This is a genomic window from Geminocystis sp. NIES-3709 (assembly GCF_001548115.1).
Taxonomy (GTDB): Bacteria; Cyanobacteriota; Cyanobacteriia; order Cyanobacteriales; family Cyanobacteriaceae; genus Geminocystis.
Genome location: NZ_AP014821.1, coordinates 4,012,753 through 4,036,646, shown reverse-complemented (window position 1 = coordinate 4,036,646; position 23,894 = coordinate 4,012,753). Strand labels below are relative to the sequence as shown.

The 23,894-nt window shown below is 35.3% G+C and carries 15 protein-coding genes; 8 read left to right on the top strand and 7 right to left on the bottom strand.

Annotated features, from left to right (window positions below):
• Positions 1–117: 117 nt before the first annotated feature.
• From GM3709_RS17125 to GM3709_RS17110, 4 genes are all read right to left on the bottom strand, one after another.
• A complete protein-coding gene (locus GM3709_RS17125; RefSeq protein ID WP_060833032.1) occupies positions 118–1,557 on the bottom strand; it encodes an LCP family protein in 1,440 nt (479 codons plus the stop codon).
• 217 nt (positions 1,558–1,774) lie between these two features.
• Positions 1,775–3,151: a photosystem II reaction center protein CP43 gene (psbC, locus tag GM3709_RS17120; RefSeq protein WP_060832889.1), complete on the bottom strand. Its 1,377-nt coding sequence runs from the start codon at positions 3,149–3,151 to the stop codon at positions 1,775–1,777.
• Positions 3,135–4,190, bottom strand: a complete 1,056-nt coding sequence (psbD, locus tag GM3709_RS17115) for a photosystem II D2 protein (photosystem q(a) protein) (RefSeq protein WP_060832888.1) — start codon at positions 4,188–4,190, stop codon at positions 3,135–3,137. The genes psbC and psbD overlap by 17 nt, the downstream gene beginning before the upstream one ends.
• Before the next feature lie 276 nt (positions 4,191–4,466).
• Positions 4,467–5,891 (bottom strand): NAD(P)/FAD-dependent oxidoreductase, encoded by a 1,425-nt coding sequence (locus GM3709_RS17110; protein WP_060833031.1) that lies wholly within the window; start codon positions 5,889–5,891, stop codon positions 4,467–4,469.
• Between the two features lie 600 nt (positions 5,892–6,491).
• Here GM3709_RS17110 and thrC point away from each other — a divergent pair.
• From thrC to GM3709_RS17070, 8 genes are all read left to right on the top strand, one after another.
• Complete coding sequence (gene thrC / locus GM3709_RS17105) at positions 6,492–7,796, top strand: threonine synthase (protein WP_060832887.1); 1,305 nt, start codon at positions 6,492–6,494, stop codon at positions 7,794–7,796.
• Positions 7,797–7,884: 88 nt separating this feature from the next.
• Complete coding sequence (locus tag GM3709_RS17100) at positions 7,885–8,160, top strand: MoaD/ThiS family protein (RefSeq protein ID WP_060832886.1); 276 nt, start codon at positions 7,885–7,887, stop codon at positions 8,158–8,160.
• 36 nt (positions 8,161–8,196) lie between these two features.
• Entirely contained in the window at positions 8,197–9,411 is a 1,215-nt protein-coding gene (locus GM3709_RS17095; RefSeq protein WP_066121507.1) for a hypothetical protein, read from the top strand.
• 137 nt (positions 9,412–9,548) lie between these two features.
• On the top strand, positions 9,549–10,016 hold the full coding sequence (locus GM3709_RS17090) for a YbjN domain-containing protein (protein WP_060832885.1): 468 nt from the start codon (positions 9,549–9,551) through the stop codon (positions 10,014–10,016).
• Positions 10,017–10,103: 87 nt separating this feature from the next.
• Positions 10,104–10,616 (top strand): tetratricopeptide repeat protein, encoded by a 513-nt coding sequence (locus GM3709_RS17085; protein WP_060832884.1) that lies wholly within the window; start codon positions 10,104–10,106, stop codon positions 10,614–10,616.
• Positions 10,617–10,661: 45 nt separating this feature from the next.
• The gene (locus tag GM3709_RS17080) at positions 10,662–11,348 is read left to right on the top strand and encodes a CatA-like O-acetyltransferase (RefSeq protein ID WP_060832883.1); all 687 of its coding nucleotides are present in this window, start codon (positions 10,662–10,664) and stop codon (positions 11,346–11,348) included.
• A 50-nt stretch (positions 11,349–11,398) separates the two neighbouring features.
• A complete protein-coding gene (galE, locus tag GM3709_RS17075) occupies positions 11,399–12,382 on the top strand; it encodes a UDP-glucose 4-epimerase GalE (RefSeq protein WP_060832882.1) in 984 nt (327 codons plus the stop codon).
• A gap of 100 nt (positions 12,383–12,482) precedes the next feature.
• The gene (locus GM3709_RS17070; RefSeq protein ID WP_060832881.1) at positions 12,483–13,121 is read left to right on the top strand and encodes an LON peptidase substrate-binding domain-containing protein; all 639 of its coding nucleotides are present in this window, start codon (positions 12,483–12,485) and stop codon (positions 13,119–13,121) included.
• A 41-nt stretch (positions 13,122–13,162) separates the two neighbouring features.
• On the opposite strand, the gene GM3709_RS17065 is transcribed toward GM3709_RS17070, so the two are convergent.
• The 3 genes from GM3709_RS17065 to GM3709_RS17055 form a co-directional block, all read right to left on the bottom strand.
• Positions 13,163–14,089, bottom strand: coding sequence for a TIGR01777 family oxidoreductase (locus GM3709_RS17065; RefSeq protein WP_060832880.1), 927 nt, complete (start codon positions 14,087–14,089; stop codon positions 13,163–13,165).
• Positions 14,090–14,417: 328 nt separating this feature from the next.
• On the bottom strand, positions 14,418–22,910 hold the full coding sequence (locus GM3709_RS17060) for a type I polyketide synthase (RefSeq protein WP_060833030.1): 8,493 nt from the start codon (positions 22,908–22,910) through the stop codon (positions 14,418–14,420).
• 478 nt (positions 22,911–23,388) lie between these two features.
• Positions 23,389–23,853 (bottom strand): DUF4168 domain-containing protein, encoded by a 465-nt coding sequence (locus tag GM3709_RS17055; RefSeq protein ID WP_060832879.1) that lies wholly within the window; start codon positions 23,851–23,853, stop codon positions 23,389–23,391.
• Positions 23,854–23,894: the final 41 nt, after the last annotated feature.

The following is a 23,894-nucleotide window of genomic DNA, read 5'->3' as shown; positions in this document are numbered from 1 at the left end:
AAGCAGCCCAAATTGGTAAAAACAAAAGGCATTAAATTTAATTAATAACTGAAATAAATCAATTCCCTATAGTTTAAAATCAATTATGATTATTTTCTTCCGTCTTTCCTTTCTATCTCAATAAGAAACTGTTTTAAAACTATTCTCTTTAGGATAATCAAAATTTATGTTAGGCCAATCTTGACCCACCTGAATTGTTATATCAGAATTCAATACACCTGTACTTTCCACAATAACCTCACCAATTCCTAAATCAGCTCTGACTTTTGCGGCAGAAAAATTATCTCCTTGTTGTGCTACTATTTTTGTTTTTAAAAAAGGTTGAGTAGTAAATTTTTGAGTTATGAAACTTTGATGGTAGCCTTGCGATCGTAAATACTCTACTATTTTTTGTGCTGATTCTTGATTATCTTCCGTAGTTTGCACGGCAATTCTTAGATTACTAAGATCTGAATTATTAGAGGCACTGTCATAATCAGATTCCATTTCCATATCAAAATGTTGTGCTACGACTTCTGAGATCTTTCTATGATTAGGCAACCAATAACTTAATTCTCCTTCTTCTGGCACATTAAAATCGCCGGGTAACATTACCATATTGATATTAGAACGATTTTTTTGTGCAGTAAAACCTGCGATCGCAATTAACTCATTAGTTGTTAAATTAGTGTCAATATGAGAACGAACCACAGAGAGAATATCAGGCATTTTCAGAATAGTTCTGGGACTTAAGGCTTGTTCAATCAAAGCTCGTATAAAAGTTTGTTGTCTTTGAACCCTACCAATATCACCATAAGCATCATAACGAAATCGTAAAAATTGTAATGCTTTATAACCGTCTAAATGTTGTTCCCCTTCTTTTAAATCAATATATAAGTGCTGACTATGATCTGTATATTTCATGTTTTGAGGTACATACAGATTTACACCTCCTAAAGCATCAATAAATTTTTCCACTCCCTGTACGTTAATTCTAATATAACGATCGATCGGAACATCATTTAATAAGCTACTCACAGATTCTGCCGCCAAAGCAGGCCCACCTAAAGCATTAGCATCATTAATTTTCGTAATTCCCTTTCCAGCCACAAAAGTTTTAGTATCCCTAGGAATAGATAATACCGTTACATAATCTTTGTCTGGATCAAATCTTAGTAATAACATACTATCTGATAACCCTTCAAAGGAATTAACCAAGGCATGATAACCCAAATTTTCATGATTCTGCTCTGGAAGATCTTCTGTTGTTACCTTAATTCCTAGTACAAGAATATTAACAGGCCTACTTAATTTGGGAATTTGTAAATTATCAAATGTCAAGGTTTCTTCTTTATTAAACACTGCCTCTTCCGCAGGAGTTAGTTTAGCTTGTCTCAAAGGAGTTTGGGATAATGATAATGCTAAAAAAGCCCCGATGGTAGCAGAAAAAACGGCGATCGCACTTAATCCGAAACCCATTAATAACCAATTAGAGGAGTTTTTCTTAGATGTAGGGATTTTTGTAGGTTTATCTTCCCTTAACGATTTTTCTGGACGGCTAAAATTTCCCTCTGACATTTGATCTCCTCACATTGATTTAATATCTATTATTTAACAATAATTTAACAATCTTAACAAGAATTAAGAATTACAAATAACCAATTATTAATATTATTTGAATTAATTAAGTTCTTTTTTTTGAAGAGCCTCTATTTATGAATGAATATAAAAAAAATAAGCCCCCACCATTAAGGCAGAGGCTTAAATTATTTAGCAAAGATTCAAAACTTGAATATTAGTCAAGATCAGGCATTGCTAAAGTAGGTTCATTTTCACGATCGATTCCTTTCTCGAAACCACCAGCAGCAGCACGAGCTCTTCCTGCATGCCATAAATGACCAACTAAGAAGAAGAAACCTAAAGTAAAATGAGAAGTTGCTAACCATGCACGAGGAGATACATAGTTAAAAGCATTTACGTCAGTAATAACTCCACCTACAGAGTTCAAAGAACCTAAAGGAGCATGAGTCATATATTCAGCCGCACGGCGTACTTGCCAAGGTTGAATATCGTTTCTGACTTTGTCTAAATCCAAACCGTTAGGACCACGGAGAGGCTCTAACCAAGGACCTCTGAAATCCCAGAAACGCATGGTTTCACCACCGAAGATGATTTCACCAGTGGGAGAACGCATCAAGTATTTACCTAAACCAGTAGGTCCCTGTGCAGAACCTACGTTAGCCCCTAATCTTTGGTCACGGATTAAGTAGGTTAAGGCTTGAGCCTGAGATGCTTCAGCACCAGTAGGCCCGTAGAATTCACTAGGATAAGCGGTGTTGTTGTACCATACCATAGTAGAAGCGATAAATCCCATTAAGGATAAAGCACCCAAACTATAGGAAAGATAAGCCTCACCAGACCAGATGAGAGCACGACGAGCCCAACCGAAAGGTTTGGTTAAGATGTGCCAAATACCACCAAAGATACAGGTTAAACCGACCCAAATATGACCACCGATGATGTCTTCCATATTGTTAACACTAACAATCCAACCTTCACCGCCAAAAGGAGCCTTGATCAAATAACCAAAGATTACTGCAGGGTTAAGAGTCGGGTTACTAATTACACGAACATCACCACCACCGGGAGCCCAAGTGTCATAAACACCGCCAAAGAACATGGCTTTGAATACGAGCAATAAAGCACCCACTCCCAAAAGGATTAAGTGATAACCAATAATGTTGGTCATTTGGTTTTTATCTTTCCAGTCATAGCCAAAGAAACTAGAATATTCTTCTAAGGTTTCAGGGCCACGCAAAGCATGATAAAGTCCACCCACACCTAAAACGGCGGAGGAGATAAGGTGAAGAACACCAACCACAAAGAAAGGGAAAACATCAGTTACTTCACCACCAGCACCTACACCCCAGCCTAAAGTAGCAACGTGGGGTAAAAGGATAAACCCTTGTTCGTACATAGGTTTTTCAGGGATAAAGTGAGCAGTTTCAAATAAGGTCATTGCTCCTGCCCAGAAGACAATTAGACCAGCATGGGCAACGTGTGCACCTAATAATTTACCGGAAAGATTAATGAGTCTAGCATTACCAGACCACCAAGCAAAGCCAGTAGATTCTAGGTCACGACCGCCAATAGGATTAGAGAGCGTTACCACGTGGAAGTACCTCCTCAGGGAATACAAATTTTTCGTGGGGTTGATCTTGAGGCGCCATCCATGCGCGCAACCCTTCGTTTAATAGGATGTTTTTGGTATAAAAAGTTTCAAATTCTGGATCTTCTGCCGCTCTCAACTCTTGAGATACGAAGTCATAAGCCCGGAGGTTAAATGCTAAACCGACAATTCCGATCGAACTCATCCATAAACCAGTGACAGGTACAAACAACATAAAGAAGTGTAACCAACGTTTGTTGGAGAATGCGATACCGAAAATCTGAGACCAGAAACGGTTAGCAGTCACCATAGAATAAGTTTCTTCAGCTTGAGTAGGTTCAAAAGCACGGAAAGTGTTAGCTTGTTCACCATCTTGGAATAAGGTATTTTCTACTGTTGCACCATGAATAGCACAAAGTAAAGCACCACCTAAAATTCCCGCAACACCCATCATGTGGAAGGGGTTGAGAGTCCAGTTATGAAAACCTTGTAAAAATAGGATAAAGCGGAAAATTCCTGCTACACCGAAGGAGGGAGCAAAGAACCAGCTAGATTGTCCTAAAGGATACATTAAGAAAACACTTACAAATACAGCGATAGGCCCAGAGAATGCGATCGCATTGTAAGGACGAATCCCCACAAGACGAGAAATCTCAAATTGACGTAACATGAAGCCAATTAAACCAAAAGCTCCGTGTAATGCTACGAAAGGCCACAAACCACCGATTTGAAACCAGCGAGTTAAACTTCCTTGAGCTTCAGGCCCCCACAAAAACAGTAAGGAATGCCCAAAAACATCCGCAGGGGAGGACACAGCTACGGTTAAAAAGTTAGCACCTTCTAAGTAAGAACTGGCTAAACCGTGAGTGTACCAAGAAGTAACGAAGGTAGTACCAGTCAACCATCCCCCTAATGCAAGATATGCACAAGGGAATAGAAGGATACCAGACCAGCCTACAAATACAAAGCGGTCTCTTTTGAGCCAGTCATCAAGGGCATCAAACCACCCTCTTTCCGGCGCCCGGCCGACTGCAATGGTCATAATCTTTCTTTTTTTAACTTGTCAAGTTTTACTTTTTTTGTCTCTATTACTATTATCGGAGACGATTTGCTACTCAGCAATATCACTGATATGCAATTAACTTTTCTTAATATAGCATGAGTTTGTAATGATCCAAACCCCGTTTTAAGATACTGTTTTAGTATGCTTTAAAACTTGCTGTTTCTATTTTTAACAAATTTTTTAACAAATTGTCACAATTTTCTCAGAATCTTTAAATTTCTTTTTAAGGACATGGGTTACTAAATATATATATCTTTAGAATCCTAACCAACGACGAAAAGCAAAAAAATTATTTAATAAGTTTTGTAATGTTTGATTTTTAGCATATTTTTGTTTAGTAAAAAGTAATGCTGTTTTGCTATTAATTTCACTTAAAGTTGGGTAAATATGAATACTTGTTAAATTAGTAACTTTAAGATTATTTTTCATTGCTAATACAATTTCATGGATTAATTCCCCTGATGATTCTCCTACAATAGTCGCTCCTAAAATATCACCTTTTAAAGTTGTAATAATTTTAGCAAATCCCTTTACTTTTCCTTCAGTTTGATTTCGATCGACTCCTTTTATATCCTGTTTTAAAATAGCAATATTCTCACCATAAAAACTTTTAGCTTGATGTTCAATTAAGCCAACCCTAGCTAATTCAGGAAAAGTAAAAATAGCATAGGGAATAACCCGATAATCGACCTTTTTAGTAGGAAAGAAAAGAGCATTTTGTAAAATGATTGTCGCTTCATATCCTGCTACATGGGTGAATTGATAACCACCGATAACATCCCCGCAACTATAGATTTTTTTATTGGTAGTTTGCAGTTTATTATTAACTTTAATTCCTTGTTGATTATATTCAACATTTGCCTTTTCTAAATCCAGAGATTTGATATTCGGAGTACGTCCAATACAAACTAAAATTTCCTCAGCAATTAATTTTTCTCCTTGTACAGAAACAACTTTTTTCCCTTCAATTAATTCTACTTTTTCAGCTTTCGCAGACTTAATAAGTCTTATACCTTCTTCTTTGAACTGATTTTCGATGATTTCTGATGCTTCTGGGTCTTCTTTGGGTAAAAGTTGATTTCTACTAGCTATAATAGTTATTTCTGAGCCTAATCTCTTTAATGCTTGTCCTAGCTCACAAGCGATCGCTCCTCCTCCCATAATAACTATAGATTTTGGTAATTCTGTTAAAGAAAAAACTTGCTCATTGGTAATAAAACCCACTTCCTTTAAACCTTCAATCTCAGGAATTTTAGGACTTGATCCTGTTGAAATAACAAAATTACGGGGTTTTAATTGTCGTCCATTTACCTCAAATGTGTTTTCGTCAATAAATTTACCATCTCCAAAAATAACCTCAACTCCCAATCCCCTAAATCTATCAGGAGAATCATGGGGTTCGATCGTGCTGATTACATTATTAACATGATTGATAACTTCATTAAATTTAACCTCAAAATTATTGCTATAAACCCCAAAATCAGAGCTATTTCGCACTTGATAAGCGATTCTACTACCATGAATCAAAGATTTACTAGGTACACAACCATACCAGAGACAATCTCCTCCTAAACGATGTTTTTCGATAAGGGCAACTTTCGCTTTTAATTGTGCTGCCGCACTAGCGACAACTAAACCACCTGAACCTCCTCCGATAATGACTAAGTCATATTCTTTCATTTTGAGAGTACCTTTTTTGCTGTTTCTATAATTTTCACTCAAAAACTTAAATACGAAAAAATTTTATAGAACCGATTTAGTCTCTTTTTTAGAATGATTACACAATAATGATTTCAAGAAAAATATATTAATCTTGTCAAAGCCTTTTGTCATTAAGGTTACAGGTGTAAATATTAAATAGGTTCGATAGTAAAGTCATTGAATTAAACCTAAATTATACCAATGCTTATAACAATCTTGATTTTGCTTATTATAATTTAAAAAAGTATGAAAAAGCGATCGCTGACTATCGTCAAACCATTGAATTAGATCGAAGAAAATATAACTGTTATTGAGAATCGAGAAACTGCTGAAGAATTTGCATGTAAATTTATAAATCTAAAAAAGTATAGACATTAATTATTTGTTTAAACATAAACATCACCCTTGAAATCAATTTATTGCTAGTGCAAGATTCACAGTTAAATATTTTAAATCCCGACTATTTTAGTCTGGTATATTTGCCAACTAATTTGCTAACTGTTATACTTTTTACACAAGCAATCATTTAAAGATTATTTTCAGATTCGTAGATTATCGACTAACACAGGAGAAGATAAAATGACCCAAGCACTCGATCGTCCCACCACTAAATTTAAACCTACCTTCACCAAATTAGTTTCTAAAGAAGGAAGTACAGAATATCCTCTTAAAGCAATCCATATTTGCGAAGAAACCTTTGCACCTTTAGAAGTTGCCTATGATTACGATGCTATCAAAGCTCAAGTAAGCCGTGAAAGCATTGCCAAAGGGCCTAATTCTATCTGGCGCTATAAAGCCTTTTTGCCCGTTGAAAGTGAAAATCCCATCGATGTGGGTACAGGGATGACTCCCCTTGTTAAATCAAATCGCTTGGCTCGTCGTTTGGGTCTGAAAAATCTTTATATTAAAAATGATGCTGTTAATATGCCTACCCTTAGTTTTAAGGATAGAGTTGTTTCTGTTGCTTTAACCCGTGCTAAAGAGCTAGGTTTTACCACCGTCTCCTGTGCTAGTACTGGTAATCTGGCAAACTCCACTGCGGCGATCGCAGCCCATGCAGGTTTAGACTGTTGTGTTTTCATTCCTTCGGACTTAGAAGCTGGAAAAGTTTTAGGTACATTAATCTACAATCCTACAGTAATGGCTGTTAAAGGCAACTATGACCAAGTTAACCGCCTTTGTTGTGAAGTTGGTAATACCTACGGTTGGGGTTTTGTTAACATTAACTTACGTCCTTACTACTCCGAAGGTTCTAAAACTTTGGGGTTTGAAGTAGCCGAACAATTAGGCTGGAAATTACCTGATCATATCGTTGCACCTTTGGCTTCTGGCTCTTTGTTTACCAAAATTCATAAAGGTTTTCAAGAGTTCGTTAAAGTTGGTTTAGTGGATGATAAACCTGTGCGTTTCAGTGGTGCGCAAGCAGAAGGTTGTTCTCCTATTGCCCAAGCATTCAAAGAAGGGAGAGACTTTGTTATCCCTGTTAAGCCTAACACGATCGCCAAGTCGATCGCTATTGGTAATCCTGCTGACGGAATGTATGCTTTAGATCTCGCTCGTAAAACTAACGGTAATATCGAATCTGTTACTGATGCAGAAATTATTGAAGGTATCAAACTTTTAGCGGAAACTGAAGGCATCTTTACCGAAACAGCAGGAGGTACAACTGTTGCCGTGTTGAAGAAATTAGTAGAAGCAGGAAAAATTGATCCTGAAGAAACTACCGTTGTTTATATCACTGGTAACGGTTTAAAAACCCAAGAAGCAGTACAAGGTTATATTAGTGAGCCTTTCCTCATCGAGCCTAAATTAGATAGCTTTGAACGTGCCTTAGAACGCTCTCGTACTCTCGATCGTTTAGAATGGCAACAAGTCTTAGTGTAATGAAGAATGAGGAATAACGAATTAAATTTTTTCTTTATTCCTGTCGTCCTTTTCTCTTAATGTAAACAATATTAAAATTTATCTAAATATGTCCGTAAAAGTATTAATTCCTACCCCTTTACAAAAATTTACAAAAGAACAAGCTACGATCGAATGTAGTGCAACCAATATTCAAGAGTTGCTTGATGCTTTAGAAACAAATTGCCCCGGTATCAAAGCTCGTTTATGTGACGAACAAGGCGCACCTCGTCGTTTCCTCAATTTCTATGTTAATAGTGAAGATATTCGCTTCTTAGATAATGTAGCTACTCCTTTAACTGATGGCGATGAAGTAAGTATTGTACCTGCGGTTGCCGGAGGCTAAACTTTAATAAACGATTAACAATTAACTTTTTTTGAGATGAAATTTATAGCTCATGATATTGGTGATCGCTTTATATTAAGGAATGCACAAACGGGTTTTATTGATGGCATCATGATTCAAGGATTACCAACAGAAACCCCTCGATCTTTTGGTTATGACTTTGGTTCAGTTTATTTTACCACCGATATTGTTAATCGAGAAAATTTACCGAGATTAGCTGAAGTTCCTTTTTTTGCGATCGAGTATTCAGATGTTACCTATTTATTTCAATCTTTGAATAACTCATCCCATGATGATCTTAAGAATTTTTGGCTTATAGAAAACAAAATTCATGGTAGATGTTTCACTCGTCCACAAGATACAGAGAATAATGTACATTGTACTTGGGAATACACCCCCGAAAATCCCAAAGGTTCATACAAAATTCCTGCTTCTGTCTTAGAAATCGATCGAGAATATTGTTATGTTGGTAATAGAGATGGTTTATTGTCGGTTTTAAATCATCAAGGAGAACTTTTTTATACCCTTCAATTACCTAGTAAAATCTCCTCTATAATTACATCTCAAGAAAAAATTTATATAGCTTGTAATGACGGTAAAATTTATCACTTAAAAAATCAAGCATTAGAGTCTATTTATAACGCCCGTCCCGAAAATAACTATGACTATCAATATATTATACTTGCATTGTGTCATAGTAAAGAAAATCTAGTTCTTGTGGATATATACGGTAATCTTACTTTTTTAGATAAAGATTATCAAAAACAATGGCAACTATCTACTTCTTTATCTCATTCGATCTCTTTATGTAGTGATGGAGAAAGAATTTTTCTGGGTCATAGTAAAGGTATAAATTGTTATAGTTGCAAAGATGGTCAATTATTGTGGAAACATGATTTAACTTGGGGTGTGATGTGGCAATATTTAACCTCGGAAGAATTAGTTTTTGGTTGTAGTGATGGTACTATTTCTAAAATAACTCCTCGTTTTCAATGGTCAACGAATTATGTTAAGTTTTCAAGCATAGCTCAATGTCAAGGCTCAAGTTATAGTGGATTTGTTAATATCGACACCCAATTAATTTTTAGTTGTGATCACTATGGTTATTTTTATTGTTTTCAAATCAACGGCAATTTAATCTTAAAGGAATATTCTCCCTTTGGGGCAATTTTAAACTTAAAAAGTTTCAATAATACTTTATACTCAACAACAAATAAAGGCACTATCTACAACTTTTCACCTAAAACCTAAAATCTTTATTTTGAAATTTACATTGTTGGTTAAAGGTTTAATGGTTTGTTGTCGAAAATACAAAAATTGTTACTTTTTCATTATCATAGTGTAATATTTTATTGATAGGATATAAAACTACTAAATTAGAAAGAATTATGAGTACCCCTGAATTGATCACTGAAGATTTACAAGCTAATTTTAATGAGTTAGATTTACCGAAAAATAGCCACAAAGAGGAAATTGAAACGGTAATCTCTAGCTTGGAAGAAAATGATAGCGCAATGGTACAAGGTACTGAAGATGGCTATGTTTGGAAATTTCAATATGGCACGGTAGAAGTTTTTGTTCAATTAACTGGAGAAAGTGACGATGATTTATTAACTGTTTGGGCAACGGTTTTATCTTTACCCGCAAAAAACGAGCCTCAGTTATTGCGTCAACTGATGGAATTGAATTGGAGTGGAACTTTTGAAACTTGTTTCTCTATTTTTAATAATCAAGTAGTCGTTTCTTGTCAAAGAACTGTAGATGACTTGTCTCCTGCTGAAATTTCTCGTACAATAACCTTAGTTGCTACGATCGCAGATGAATATGATGAAGTATTACAAGGTGAGTATGCTTAAAAAAATTGACAATAGACAATGAACGATCGAAAATAAAAAGAGTGAAACACCAAAACTAAATTCATTATTCGCTGTTAATTGTCTGTCGTGACTAATTCATTTTCGCAAACGCAATTTGAACAGAATTACCGAAAAGGTAAATTAGCCTTTGACACAGGGCGTTATCGTGTTAGTATTGACCACTTAGAACAAGCCTCTCAATTAATCTCACCTTATTCTTCTTTAGCAGGGGAGGTTAAAATCTGGTTAGTGAATGCCTATGAGGCTGCCGGGGAAACAGAAAAAGCGATCGCACTTTGTCAGGAGTTATCAAGTCATTCTGATAAGGAAACAAAAAAACAAGCCCTTCAATTACTTTATATCATTAAAGCACCAAAATTACAGCGTCCTAAAGAATGGATGACAGAAATTCCCGATCTCCTTAATAATACTTCCCCTAGTAATCAGTATAGACAAGCTAGTAGTCCTAATCGTAAAATAAAGCCTAAACGTCAAATTGAATTGATAGATTTAAGCAAAGTTAACACTAAGGATAATCAATTTATTTGGTTAAGTCTTGGAGTTACGAGTATTACTATTGTTGGTTTATTTATCTTTTGACTATTTCACGAAAAACTTTTGATTGTAAACCTCCTCTATTAATTAATGATTATTCCTCCAAAATATCTACCTCGTTTATTAACAGAAGATGACAAAGAAGGTTACTTAAGTTGGTCATTAGATTTCTTTACTAAAACAGATATTTTACAAAATCCTACAATAGATATTACTTTGCAATTAGAAGTAACAGAAGCCTATAAAATTTATGAAACTATCAGAAATGAAAAATCAACTTTTTTTGCGTTTTTGGTGTGGAATTTAGTTAAAGTATTACCGAATCACTTTTGTTTTAATTTGAGATTACTACAACATGATTGGTATATTCTTGATAATCCCCCTATTGTTATTCCTGTTGCTGTGGAAGGTAAACAAAGATTCTCGGAAATGTTATTGGAAAATATTTCTCAGTTATCATTGAATGATTTTTTCGATCGATATCGATCGACTTTAGATAATATTAGAGGAGGAAAAGGAACAAGAGTAGAAGAGATAAACTATTTACTATCTTGTTTTATTGGTAATTTGCCTAATCTAAGGTTTACAGGATTAACTTTACATTGGCAAAAGAACTTTATTGAAGGACAACCATTGTTTTATTTTGGTCAAAGATATTGGGAAAATGACAAACTTTATATTCCTTTAGCGGTTAAATTACATCATAGTATTACAGATCCCTTTGTTTATAATTTATTAATCCAAGATTTTCAAAATCATCTCATTTCAATAAACTAAAACCTATATAAAATACAATTTGTTACTAAAGATTTGATTTATTTATTATTATGACTATTTTAGTGACTGGTGGTGCCGGTTATATTGGTTCGCACACGGTTAAACTTTTACAAAGTAAGGGTTATGATTTGTTAGTTTTGGATAACTTAGTCTATGGTCATCAATATATCATCGATCGACTAAAAGTTAATTTTGTTCATGGTGATTTGTGCGATCGAGCCTTATTAGATAAAATATTTCAGGAATATAAAATAGATGCCGTGATTCATTTTGCCGCTTATGCCTATGTTGGGGAATCTATGGAAAATCCTGCTAAATATTACCGTAATAATGTTGTTTCTACTCTCAACTTACTTGAAACAATGGAATCGGCAGGAGTCAGAAATATGGTATTTTCTTCTACTTGTGCCACTTACGGCATTCCCACAGAAATCCCCATTACCGAAAGTCATTCTCAAAATCCCATTAATACCTATGGCTATACCAAATTAGTCGTAGAAAAAATGTTAGCTGATTTTCAAAGAGCTTATGGTTGGGAATATGTTGCTTTTCGTTATTTTAATGCGGCAGGGGCTTCTGTTGATGCTTTAATAGGAGAGGATCATAATCCCGAACCTCATTTAATCCCTCTTATCCTTTATACGGCGTTAGGGAAAAGAGATTTTGTCTCCATTTTAGGAAATGATTATCCGACTCCTGACGGTACTTGTATTCGTGATTATATTCATGTCGAAGATTTAGCCCAAGCTCATTTATTAGGCTTAGAATATCTGTTAAAAGGTGGTAAAAGTGAGATTTTTAATCTTGGAAATGGTAATGGTTTTTCTGTGAAAGAAGTTATCGAAGCAACAAAAAAAGTTACTCAACAAAATTTTACAGTAAAAATTGACGATCGTCGTCCCGGAGATCCACCCATATTAGTCGGAAGTTCTGAAAAAGCTCGTAAAATTCTTCGTTGGCAACCTCAATACCCCGAAATTGAAACTATTATCCGTCATGCTTGGCAATGGCATCAATTAAGACATAACTCTTAAGGTTCATTTTTTTACTAAAGCCTTTAGTTTGTAAACTGTCAATAAATGCCAAAATCCGCTAAATTAGAGAAAAGTGCATACATAATTAGAGCGAAAAATCATGGCATCTTCTTCCATTGCAGTTAGAGAATTACCCTTGTTTCCCCTCCCTGAAGTAGTTTTATTTCCGGGGCGCCCTTTACCGTTGCATATCTTTGAATTTCGTTATCGCATGATGATGAATACTATTTTAGAATACGATCGACGTTTTGGAGTACTTATGATCGATCCCACTAATGGAGAAATAGCGAAAGTAGGTTGTTGTGCAGAAATTATCCATTTTGAAAGATTGCCAGACGATCGAATGAAAGTGTTAACATTAGGACAGCAGAGATTTCGAGTGTTAGAATATGTTAGAGAAAAACCTTACCGAGTTGCCCTAGTCGAATGGTTTGAAGATAACTCTACCCAGCATAATCTATATGAAAAAGCTAAAGAAGTCACAATTTTGTTACATGATGTCGTAAAACTGTCGGCAAAATTAACAGATCAAAAAATAGAGTTACCAGAAAATTTGCCCACCCTACCAAGAGAATTATCTTACTGGGTTGCTAGTAATCTCTATGGAGTGGCGATCGAACAGCAATCTCTCCTTGAAATGCAAGATACTCAAGAAAGGTTGCAAAGAGAAGCAGACATTTTAGCAACTACAAGAGGTAATTTAGCCGCTCGTACAGCTTTAAAAGATGCTTTTAATTAAATAAAATTAACTGGCAAAACTAAATCAATCATCTTTCAGAATTAGAACTCTGTTTTAATAATATGCTCTAAAGCAGGTTTTATACTGGAAAAACGAAAGTTATAATTCATCACCTCTGTGGTTTTTTGTGGTAAAACTTTTTGGCCTTCTAAAACTACTTTTGCTCCATCTCCTAATAGCAATTCTAAAGCGAAACCCGGTACAGGAAGCCATGATGGCCGATTTAATACATCCCCTAGAGTTTCACACAGTTGATTCATAGTAACAGGATAAGGAGTAGTAGCATTAAAAGTACCATTTAAGTTACTATCTTTTAGAGCTTGAATAATCATATCGACTATATCTTCTCTATATATCCATGAAAACCATTGTTTTCCTGCTCCGATGGGGCCTCCTGCAAAAATTTTAAAAGGTGGTATCATTTTAGCTAAAGCCCCTCCATTTCCTAAAACTATCCCCAAACGAAAAATTACTAATCTAACACCTTTTTCTTTTACTTTTTCTGCCTCTGCTTCCCATGCCTGACAAACTTGGGCTAAAAAATCTTTTCCTGACGGGCTAATTTCTGTATAAGTTTCTGTTTCACTTGTACCATAAAAACCAATAGCAGAAGCATTAATTAATACTTTAGGTTTTTGATTGCATTGATCGATCGCCTGTACAATAGTTCTAGTGCCTAACTGCCTACTCTCAAGAATTTCTTGTTTATAACTATCATTCCATCTTTCCGCAATAGGTGCACCAGCAAGATTAATTACAGCATCACAACCATCTATTTTACTTTGCCAATCTCCCAATTGCTTAGGAGTGTAATGTACAAATTCTAAATTAGGTAAAATGGCCGGAGAAAATATTGATTTTACCTTGTCTAAGTGACGAGTTAAGATAATAATTTGATTTTCTGGGGCTAGTTTTTCTACTAACTTTGTACCAACAAAACCTGTCGCGCCCGTAATGACTATTTTCATTAATTTTAATTCTTTACTTTATTAATATTAATAATTAATAATAGCTCTGACTGTTGACATTTGCTTATTATATAGCAAACCCAAATTGAGTCAAAAAAATAATAACTGGACTTAAACATTAATGGAAATAATAGTTCTTTCTTATTGACAAGAGTAGGTAATTTCTAGTGGAGGTGATGGTGTACTCAAATCCTTAAAAGTTACTTTTCAATACCTAATTCTGGTATTCTCGCAAAATTTTTGATTGAATGTCAAGGGAATTTACATATATATTCCTTCAGAAGAAATAAAAAAATCCGGATTGAGTTTACAAAATTCAACCAATAAATTAATTAGATAAAATGGCGGAGACTACATCATTAGGTTTTTCCAAATGTAAATTATGCCCTCCTTTAATAATTATTTTATTAGCTTGAGCCATGGCTAATTGTTGTGCCTCCAAGTCTTCTTCACGGTTAAAGTTACTTCGATCGCCATATATAATAGTTAACGGTAGAGTGAGATTAGAGAGCATTTGTAAATACTGTTGACGTTGGATACTATTAACAATACCGGCACGAGTAGTTAAGAGAGGAGAGTAAGTAAAAGTTACTCCATTTTCTACTGGTTTAGTGATACGTTGGGCTAATTTTAAAGCAAAATCTGCTGTTAAATCAGGGGTTGCAGTTTGCAAACGTTGCCCCACCGTCTCCACATCCCCATAAATAGGAGAAGCCGGAGGTGACACCAGATAGTCTAATTGACTGGTAAGGTTACTCAACTGAAAGGATGTCGTTTCTACGGGTAAAATTGGCTCAAGTAACACCAATTTACTCACCTTTTGAGGGCGCATACTGGTAAAAATACTGGTTATCATTGTGCCGAGGGAATGCCCGACTAATACAAAAGGCTTATCAGTTAATTGATTCGTAAGGCTATCTAAATCCGCAACAAAATCTAGTAAATTATAAGAACAACCTTTCGCTACATGATCAGACTTACCATGTCCTCTTAAATCAGGGGCTACTATATAATAGCCTTTTTTTGCTATCGATCGAGCTACCATATCCCAACCATAACCTTGATCAAGGATACCATGAACTAAAACTATTAAAGGATGATCGGGATTACCCCAAGTGCAAACACATAAGTTTAAATCTCCCACTTTGATAAATTTTTCCGACATCTCGATCGTGATTTTTTCATCAGGGAGGGTATAGTTAAAATCATGAGCCAAATTTGTCGAGAGGGGATTAAGCTGGAGGGGTAAGTTTATTTTACGCCAATGATTTGCTAGGCTAGCATCTATTGTAGAACGAGAGTGGAAATTAGGATCACCTACCGCCATAGAAGTATTACGCACCCCGTCAGTCATTCTCTTCCCTTGATACGGATTCAATACAGACTCCGAGAAAGGCACTTCCAAAAACTCGCACATTTCCCTCATAATCATTTCAGGATTTGTCACCAAGTCTTCATAAAACACTCGATAAACCTTAGATGATTCTAGGTGTGATGTAAAATCAACAATATTTTCATTACTTTTACGCCAAATTTTCTCCCCCACCTCATAGGGGTTACCATGATGACTTAATCCTAACAGTTTATCCATGCGTAAACGAGCAAAAGATTCGATAACGGAGTAAGGATGACGAATTAAATGGATATATTTAGCATTAGAAAACATTTTTTGTGCATGAAGCAGGGTAGCCATTTCTATCCCATAGGTAGGTGACTTATCGACTAAGAGACAATTGCCACTCAATTCCTGCAAAATTCTGTATAAGTCAGGGATAGATAGATTTTCTTTTACCCATTGATTGATTAATGCCTCGCTTTCCTCGGCGGTGATACCTTTTAAATCCATCAAAGTGCGAATCAAACCCTCGTCAAGATGAGAGGTTTCCAGTTGTTGTTGTCTTTCTTTGAGAGTAGTAAAGGGTAGTAAATGTAATTCTGGAGGCGAAACCAGATTAGGGTGCCCTGCTAACATTACCCTTAATAGTGTAGAACCCGATCGAGGACTTGATAAAATAAATGCTATAGGCTGGGGGTTTACTATCTCTAAGGGATAGGTGATATTTTCCACCGAAGAAGCATAACTTGATAAGACTAAATCTTCTTTTTTAGGAAGGATTAAAGGAGGTTTTCCTTCTGCCTTCTGGTGAGTAACTGCAAATTCTTGGCTTAAATAAGAAGCCAAAGCCGAGATAGTCGGGCGCTCATAAAATTCACGGGGATATAACATTAACTGTAAGTCAGTCTTTAAGTTATTAATTGCCTCCATTACCATTAATGAATCCATCCCCAAGTCAATTAAATTATCATCGGGGTTGATATGTCCGTTAGGGTTTAAAATAAGTTCGATCGATTTAGTTAGATAGTCAACTAATAATATCTCTCTTTCTTCTTTGTCAGCTTGGGTTAACTCCACAAAAAGATTGTTAAGCGTTTCTTCATCCACCGGAAGAGTATCTTTTACATAAGGAGAATTAAACAAACTAGGGAATTTTTTCCCAATTTTTTCCCAATTAATTTTCATTACCCCTAATTGTGACAGGGGATAGTTAATTAACTCTCCTAATAATCCTATTCCTTCATGGACATTAATTAACTCCATACCCGAAGCAGTTAAAGAATGTTGTTTTGATTCTGCCATCCCTACATCAAACGCACCCCAGTTGATAGTTAAACAGGGAAGATTTAAACTGTGACGGAAACTCGCAAAGCTATCTAAATAACCGTTACCTGCACTATAATTTCCTTGTCCTGCAGAGCCTAACAAAGAAGCGACAGAAGAAAAGTTGACAAAAAATTCAATGGGTAAATCAAGGGAGAGTCGATGTAAATTCCAAGCCCCCAAAACTTTAGGAGACATTACCATCTCTAACTTATCAACAGAAAGAGTAGTTAAAATACCATCAGCTAAAACTCCGGCACTGTGAATGATACCTTTAAGGGGAGGTAGATTAATTTTGATATATTCAAAAACTGTCTTTAATTCTTCATAATTAGTGACATCGACTTGAGGCAGATAAAGATTAACTCCTTGCTTTTGCCATGCCTCTAATTGTTTTCGTGTCGTTGCCGAAGGTTGACGACGAGACAGAAGTATTAAATTTTTTGCTCCTTGACGAATTAACCAATTTGCGCACTGAATCCCTAACGCACCCAATCCACCACTAATTAGATAACTAGTCGAAGATTCGATGCCAATGGCACGCAGCGTGCAGGAAATGTTTTGGAAAGAGATATTATTAGTTAGACTCTCTTTTTGTTTTTGTCGTAAACGAGGGCAGTAGATATTTTTACCTCGAATAGCTAACATCTTTTCATCTCCCCTCCTTAATCCCCCTTTAGTAAGGAGGGATTCCTCATCAATTTCGTTTTTAGTGAGTAGAATTTTTTGCAGGATAGGCGAAGAGGAAGCAAGGTTATCCATTTCAATATCAATGATACCTCCCCAGTATTCGGGATGTTCTAAGGCGATAACTTTTCCTAACCCCCAAAGGCTTCCCCCTTGAGGATTAATTTTTTCTTGATGAGTCACCCATTGACTTTGATTCGTTAGTAACCATAATTGAGGTTGAGAGGAAGTCATCACTAAACTTTGCAAAAGATTGATAACGGGAAGACACCCTAAATAGTTACTATCTCTCAAATTGATGGTTTCTTTTTCCTCTTGGTTACTTAAACCCCAACCATAGATAATAACTTCGATGCCAAAGGCTCGGGGTTCGATCGAGATGTTATCGTTAACAGTAGAATCAGTATATTTGATCAAGTTATCCAGACTTTGCCATAATAATTGATAGTCTTCCTGCTTATTGCCTAACCAAAAACAGTTATTTTGTTGACGATATTCTTTTCCTTGATATACCAAATAAACATTATGTCCTTGTTTGCTTAAATCTTGAGCTAATTTTTCCGTTAAGTAACTTTCCACAAAAATTAAATAACTTTTCGGCAAAGAAGAAATAAGAGGAAAAGTTTCCCCTTCAATCCACTCAATTTGATATAAGGCTTGTGTTAATAAAGAATTATCTTTTTTAATATCATCTCCTAACCAATAACGACTATTTTGCCAAGGATAATTAGGCAACCGTATCTTATTCAATAAGGGTTTATCTTGATGAAAATTAGCCCAATTAATTTTAAAACCTAACTCGTATAAAGTGGCTAAACTATTTAATAAAGTTTGTTGATTCGGATAGTCTTTTTTGATACTAGGTAAATATATATATTCTCCATCTTTTAATAAATATTTTGCCATGCCTAAAAGAGTAGGCTTTGCTCCAATTTCTAAGAGAATTTGATAACCATTGTTTTTTAAATAGGCGATACTATCAGCAAAGTTGACAGGTTTCATCACGTGATTAACCCAATAATCAGCTGTTGCTATTTCTTCACTATTTACCCTCCCAGTGACATTAGAAATAATTGGTAGTTGAGGTAGATTATAATCAATAGTTTCTGCGATTTCCTTAAATTCAGCTAAGATAGGTTGCATCAAGAAAGAGTGAAAACCATGAGATACGGCTAACTTACTCGATTTAATATTTTGTTTTTCTGCTGATATTATGATTTCTTTTAAAAGATGCTTATAACCAGAAATGACAATATTGTTATCGCCATTAATAGCGGAAATTTCTACTTGATTATTATATTGATTGATTAAATTTTTTACATTATCTAAAGATGTAAATAAACATAACATTCCACCATCGAGGGGTAATTTTTGCATTAACTTTCCTCGATAAGCAATCAATTTTAAACCATCGTCTAAACTGAAAACCCCCGCCAACGTTGCTGCGACATATTCTCCCACACTATGCCCCATAACAATAGATGGTTGAATACCATACCTTAACCATAATTTAGCTAAAGCATATTCAATAACAAATAAAGCTGGTTGAGTATAGATAGTTTGATTTAATAATGATTCATTTTTTTCCTCAAATAAAACTTCGGTGAGGGGTTTTTCTAAGTAGTTATTTAAAACTTGTTCACAATAATCGACTATGTTTTTAAAGTAGGAAGAAGCTTGATATAATTCCTCTCCCATCTTACTATATTGTGATCCTTGCCCTGTGCATAAAAAGGCAATTTGACTATTTTCTAGTGTCTTGTTTTCTTTTACCTTTAACCTCGATAAAATTTCTTCTTTATTCTTGCCAACAACAGCCAATTTATATTTTAAGCTCGATCGAGCTATATTGGAGGTATAACAGATATTAGCAAAATCTTCATCTTTTGCTGTTTCTAAGAAGTCACGATAACGAGTCACTAAATCCGACAACGCCGACTCACTTTGTGCCGAGATAGTTAATAGTTGAGGAGGGAATAGGGAGAGAGGAAGAGATGATAAAGTTTCACCCTCATTAATTTTTTCTTGTTTTCGTGTGTTTACATCTTCTATTGCCTCAGTATCATTGTCAATCACAGCATCCCCGATAATAACGTGAGCATTTGTACCACCAAAACCAAATGAGCTAATACCAGCATAACGAGGTTGCGAAGATTTTTGCCAAGTAATCGATTCTGTCGGAATTTTGATACGACTATTATTGATATTGATATAGGGATTAAGTTGAGTAAAGTTGACTAAGGGAGGGATAACTTCATGATGCAAGGCTAATACAGTTTTGATTAATCCTGCTATTCCCGCCGCCGCTTCCAGATGTCCGATATTTGTTTTCGTTGAGCCTATCCAAACAGGAGATAATTCTTCATCCTGACGAGATAATAATAACTCACCTAGAGAATTTAATTCTATCGGATCGCCTAATGCAGTTCCCGTGCCGTGAGCTTCGATATAATTAATTTTATCCCCCGTAATCCTCGCTTTTTGCCAAGCTGTTTTTACTACCCTTTGTTGCGCTTTACCTGAAGGTGCGGTTAATCCGTTACTTTTTCCATCTTGGTTGACAGCAGTACCGTGAATTACGGCTAATATATTATCTCGATCGATTATAGCTTGATTAAGGGGTTTAAGGATAACAACGCCACAACCTTCTCCTCTGACATAACCATCGGCTTCGGCGCTAAAGGTTTTACATTTACCATCTTGCGCCATCATTCCGGCTTTTTCAAAGGTTTCCGTTAACTCAGGAGAAAGGATAAGATTCACCCCTCCGACAATGGCTTGACTACATTCACCATTTTTCAAGCTATTAACTGCTAAGTCTATCGCAACCAATGAAGAAGAACAAGCGGTATCCACACTCAAAGATGGCCCTAATAGATTATAACTATAGGATATGCGATTAGATGCGATCGATCCTGCGTTACCTGTGCCGGTATAAACGTTAACCTCCCAACCATTTTTTACTTGAAGTTGGGCATAATCACTGCTACTGATACCAATAAAAACCCCCGTATTGCTACCAGAAAGCATATCAAGGGAAATATTTGCATTTTCTAAGGCTTCATGGGTAACTTGTAATAAGATTCTTTGTTGTGGATCAATGTTAACAGCTTCTCTAAGAGAAATATCGAAAAATTGTGGATCAAATTGATCATAATTATCGATATAACCTCCAACATAGTCTATATTAACTCTATTGCTTGATCTGGCAGTTCCACCTCGTAATCCAATAGCCGATTTTCCTTCCTGTAACAATTGCCAAAATTCATCACAATTATTCGCTTGAGGAAAACGACAAGCCATGCCAACAATAGCAATTTTTTCTCCTAGGGTATGGTGAAAGTTATCCAGTGTAGGAGTCATATTTGTTTTTTCTTCTACTAGATATTGTGACAATTGGGCAATATTTGGATAATCATAGGCAAGGGTAGGAGAAAGACGACAATCTAACCACTCTTCTAATTCTCCTGTAAGTCTAACCGCCTGTAACGAATCCAACCCATAATTAATAAAAGGTTGATAAATGTCTATTTGTTTAGGTTTCACCCCAATTCTTTGGGCGATGTTTTCTTTCAACCAACTTTGAATAGTAAATAGTGAGTAGTTGATAGTTGAGACTGGAGAATTATCATCAAATAATAGATTGTTAACCTGATTTCCTTCCCTTCTATTATTTTCTGGGTTACCTCCTCCATTTCTAGAAAGTTGTGTTTCTTCTTCTCCTGTTTTCCACTCCGCAACGACTTGTAAAGTACCGTCTAAAAACCCTTGCCGACAAGCATAACGAGTAATTTTACCACTAGAAGTTTTAGGGATACTGCCAGTTTTTAACAATACTATACTATAAACTTGCAATTCATGATTGAGTGCGATCGAGTTGCGAATATTAGTAAAAATTTCTTGGTTTAAAACTTTGTCTTGACTAATTTTCATCAAAAAAGTGCGTTTTATTTCAAAAACTACTACCAATTGCTCATCTTGAGTCGTTTCTATGGCAAAAGCGGCACCACTCTCAGAATTAAGTGCCTCATGACAGAAAGCAACACTTTCCTCTATATCTTGAGGATAATGATTGCGCCCTCGAATAATAATTAAATCCTTGAGTCTGCCAGTGACAAATAATTCTCCCTGACTAATAAATCCTAAATCTCCCGTGCGTAAAAAAGAGCCTTTTCCATCTTTTGTATAGGCATGAAAAATATTTTTAGTGGCTTCTTCCTTTTGCCAATAACCTTGTGCTACTGATGCACCTTTTACCCAAATTTCTCCGACTTCATTCTCAGCACATTCGGTGAAAGTATCAGGATTTACAATTAAACTTTCTAATTCATCAGCTACTCTACCACTACTAACCAATACCTGACTATCCGTATTTGTTTCTTCGACAGGAATAATCTGATTTTGTGTCAAAGCCTCTGCTGACAAAGTTTTGACGATAGGAAGTTGATGTTTATTGGCACCAGAAACAATTAAAGTCGTTTCCGCCATACCATAACAAGGATAAAAAGCCTCCCGTTTAAAGCCACAATCAGCGAAATATTCGCTAAATCGGGCAATAGTCTCCGCCCTAACGGGCTCTGCACCACTAAAAGCTAATTTCCAACTACTTAAGTCTAAATCCGCTTTTTGTTTCTCCGTGATAGAATTAACACACATTTCGTAAGCAAAATTAGGGCCTCCCGTAGTCGTTATCTTATACTTAGAAATAGCTTTAAGCCAACGAATTGGTCGCTGTAAAAAGCTCACAGGAGGCATTATAATAGTGCTAATTGCGGCATAAATAGGCTGTAAAATCCCCCCTATTAAACCCATGTCATGATAAGGAGGAAGCCATGAACAACCTATACTATCACTATCATTTTCAAAACAACTACTAATCAAATATGAATTATGGATTAAGTTACCATGACTTACCATAACTCCTTTCGGTGTTCCCGTTGAACCACTGGTATATTGTAAAAAAGCAAGATTATCTTTTTGAATATAAGGGGATTGTTGCCAATTTTTTGCTAAATCAAGAGGAATATTATCTGTAGGGATACAAATGATGTTGCTATGTTTGGTTAATTTCTGTTCAATTTTTTGCTTTAAAGATTCTGTCGTTAGAGCAAATACGGCTCCAGCATCCTTAATAATAGTGTCCAATCGTGCAAACGATCGATTCTGACGAGGAGGATAAGCAGGGGTAGCAATGATTCCTGCATATAAACATCCCAAAAAGGCAGTTATGAATTCTAATCCGGGTTGATATAATAATAAAGCTCTTTGTCCTTCTCCTTTGTCACCGAATAAACTATGGGCAACATTGGATAAGTTTTTAGCTATCGCTTTGGCTTGGTTATCTAATTGCTGATAGGTTAAACTTTCCGTCTCTGCTTCACCGTCGCCTAAGAAGGTAAATATAACTTTATCGGGTTGCGAAACCGCACGTTCTTGAAGTAGATTAACGAAATTAGAATGTTTAACGTATCCCATGTATATAGAATTAACCAGATTATTAAGTATTTTTATAATTATTAAGCAATCGTTAACAATTAACAACAATCAATCTTATCATCTTACCATAGTTCATAGATCAGAGTGAATAGCGAATAGTTTCAGGTTATAAGAAAAATATACTCTAAAAAGAAATAATTTGAATTTAATTATGACAGGCAAGAATAGTTTAGACATCTACGGAAAATATACCTCATCTCATCTTTTTTTTTCATAAGGGCTGAAGCCTTAATTTTTTAAAATTGTGGGAGATGTCTTTTGTAAACTAGCAAACCCATTGATATTTACTGAGGAAGATAAAACTGGGAAAAGGAGGAGAATATTAATATTATTTTCCTGAATATTTAATAAAAATGGGTCTTAATGCAACACAAAACATTGCATAATTAAGTATAACTAAAATACATTATCTAATTAGTTTGCTTATATTTAACTATTCACGATTAATTATTCATTATCACATTTGCCCGATAATAGCTTGTAATTTTTGTTTGACAGTTGGATTTTGTTTTATTTGTTGAGTTATTTGGTTAAATTGATTAATTGTTAAACCATATTTTTTGACGATTTCTTCCGATTGTTGACAATAGCTAAGTGCCATAGTCCTAGCATTATTTGGTAATTGATTTAAACTATCTTCTTGATAACAATTCAGTTGACTGGGTTTTGATTTTCCTACTATACTTTCAATATTTTCAAAAGTAGTTTTTCTTATCCTTTCAATTTCCATAGCGGCTTGAGCATATTTTTTTAAATCAGCATCACTTATATTTTCTGCCATCGCATGGTTACTAAATGTAACTGTTTGAGTGTGAATATTTATTTCTGGAATTATACCAGACACGATCGCAGTGGTGCTGAATCCAAATACAATTAATCCCTGATAAGCAATTTTTAAGAAGTTATAATGATTTACTAACATAATCTCAATTAAAATAAAAATATATCTACATCTAGTATGAA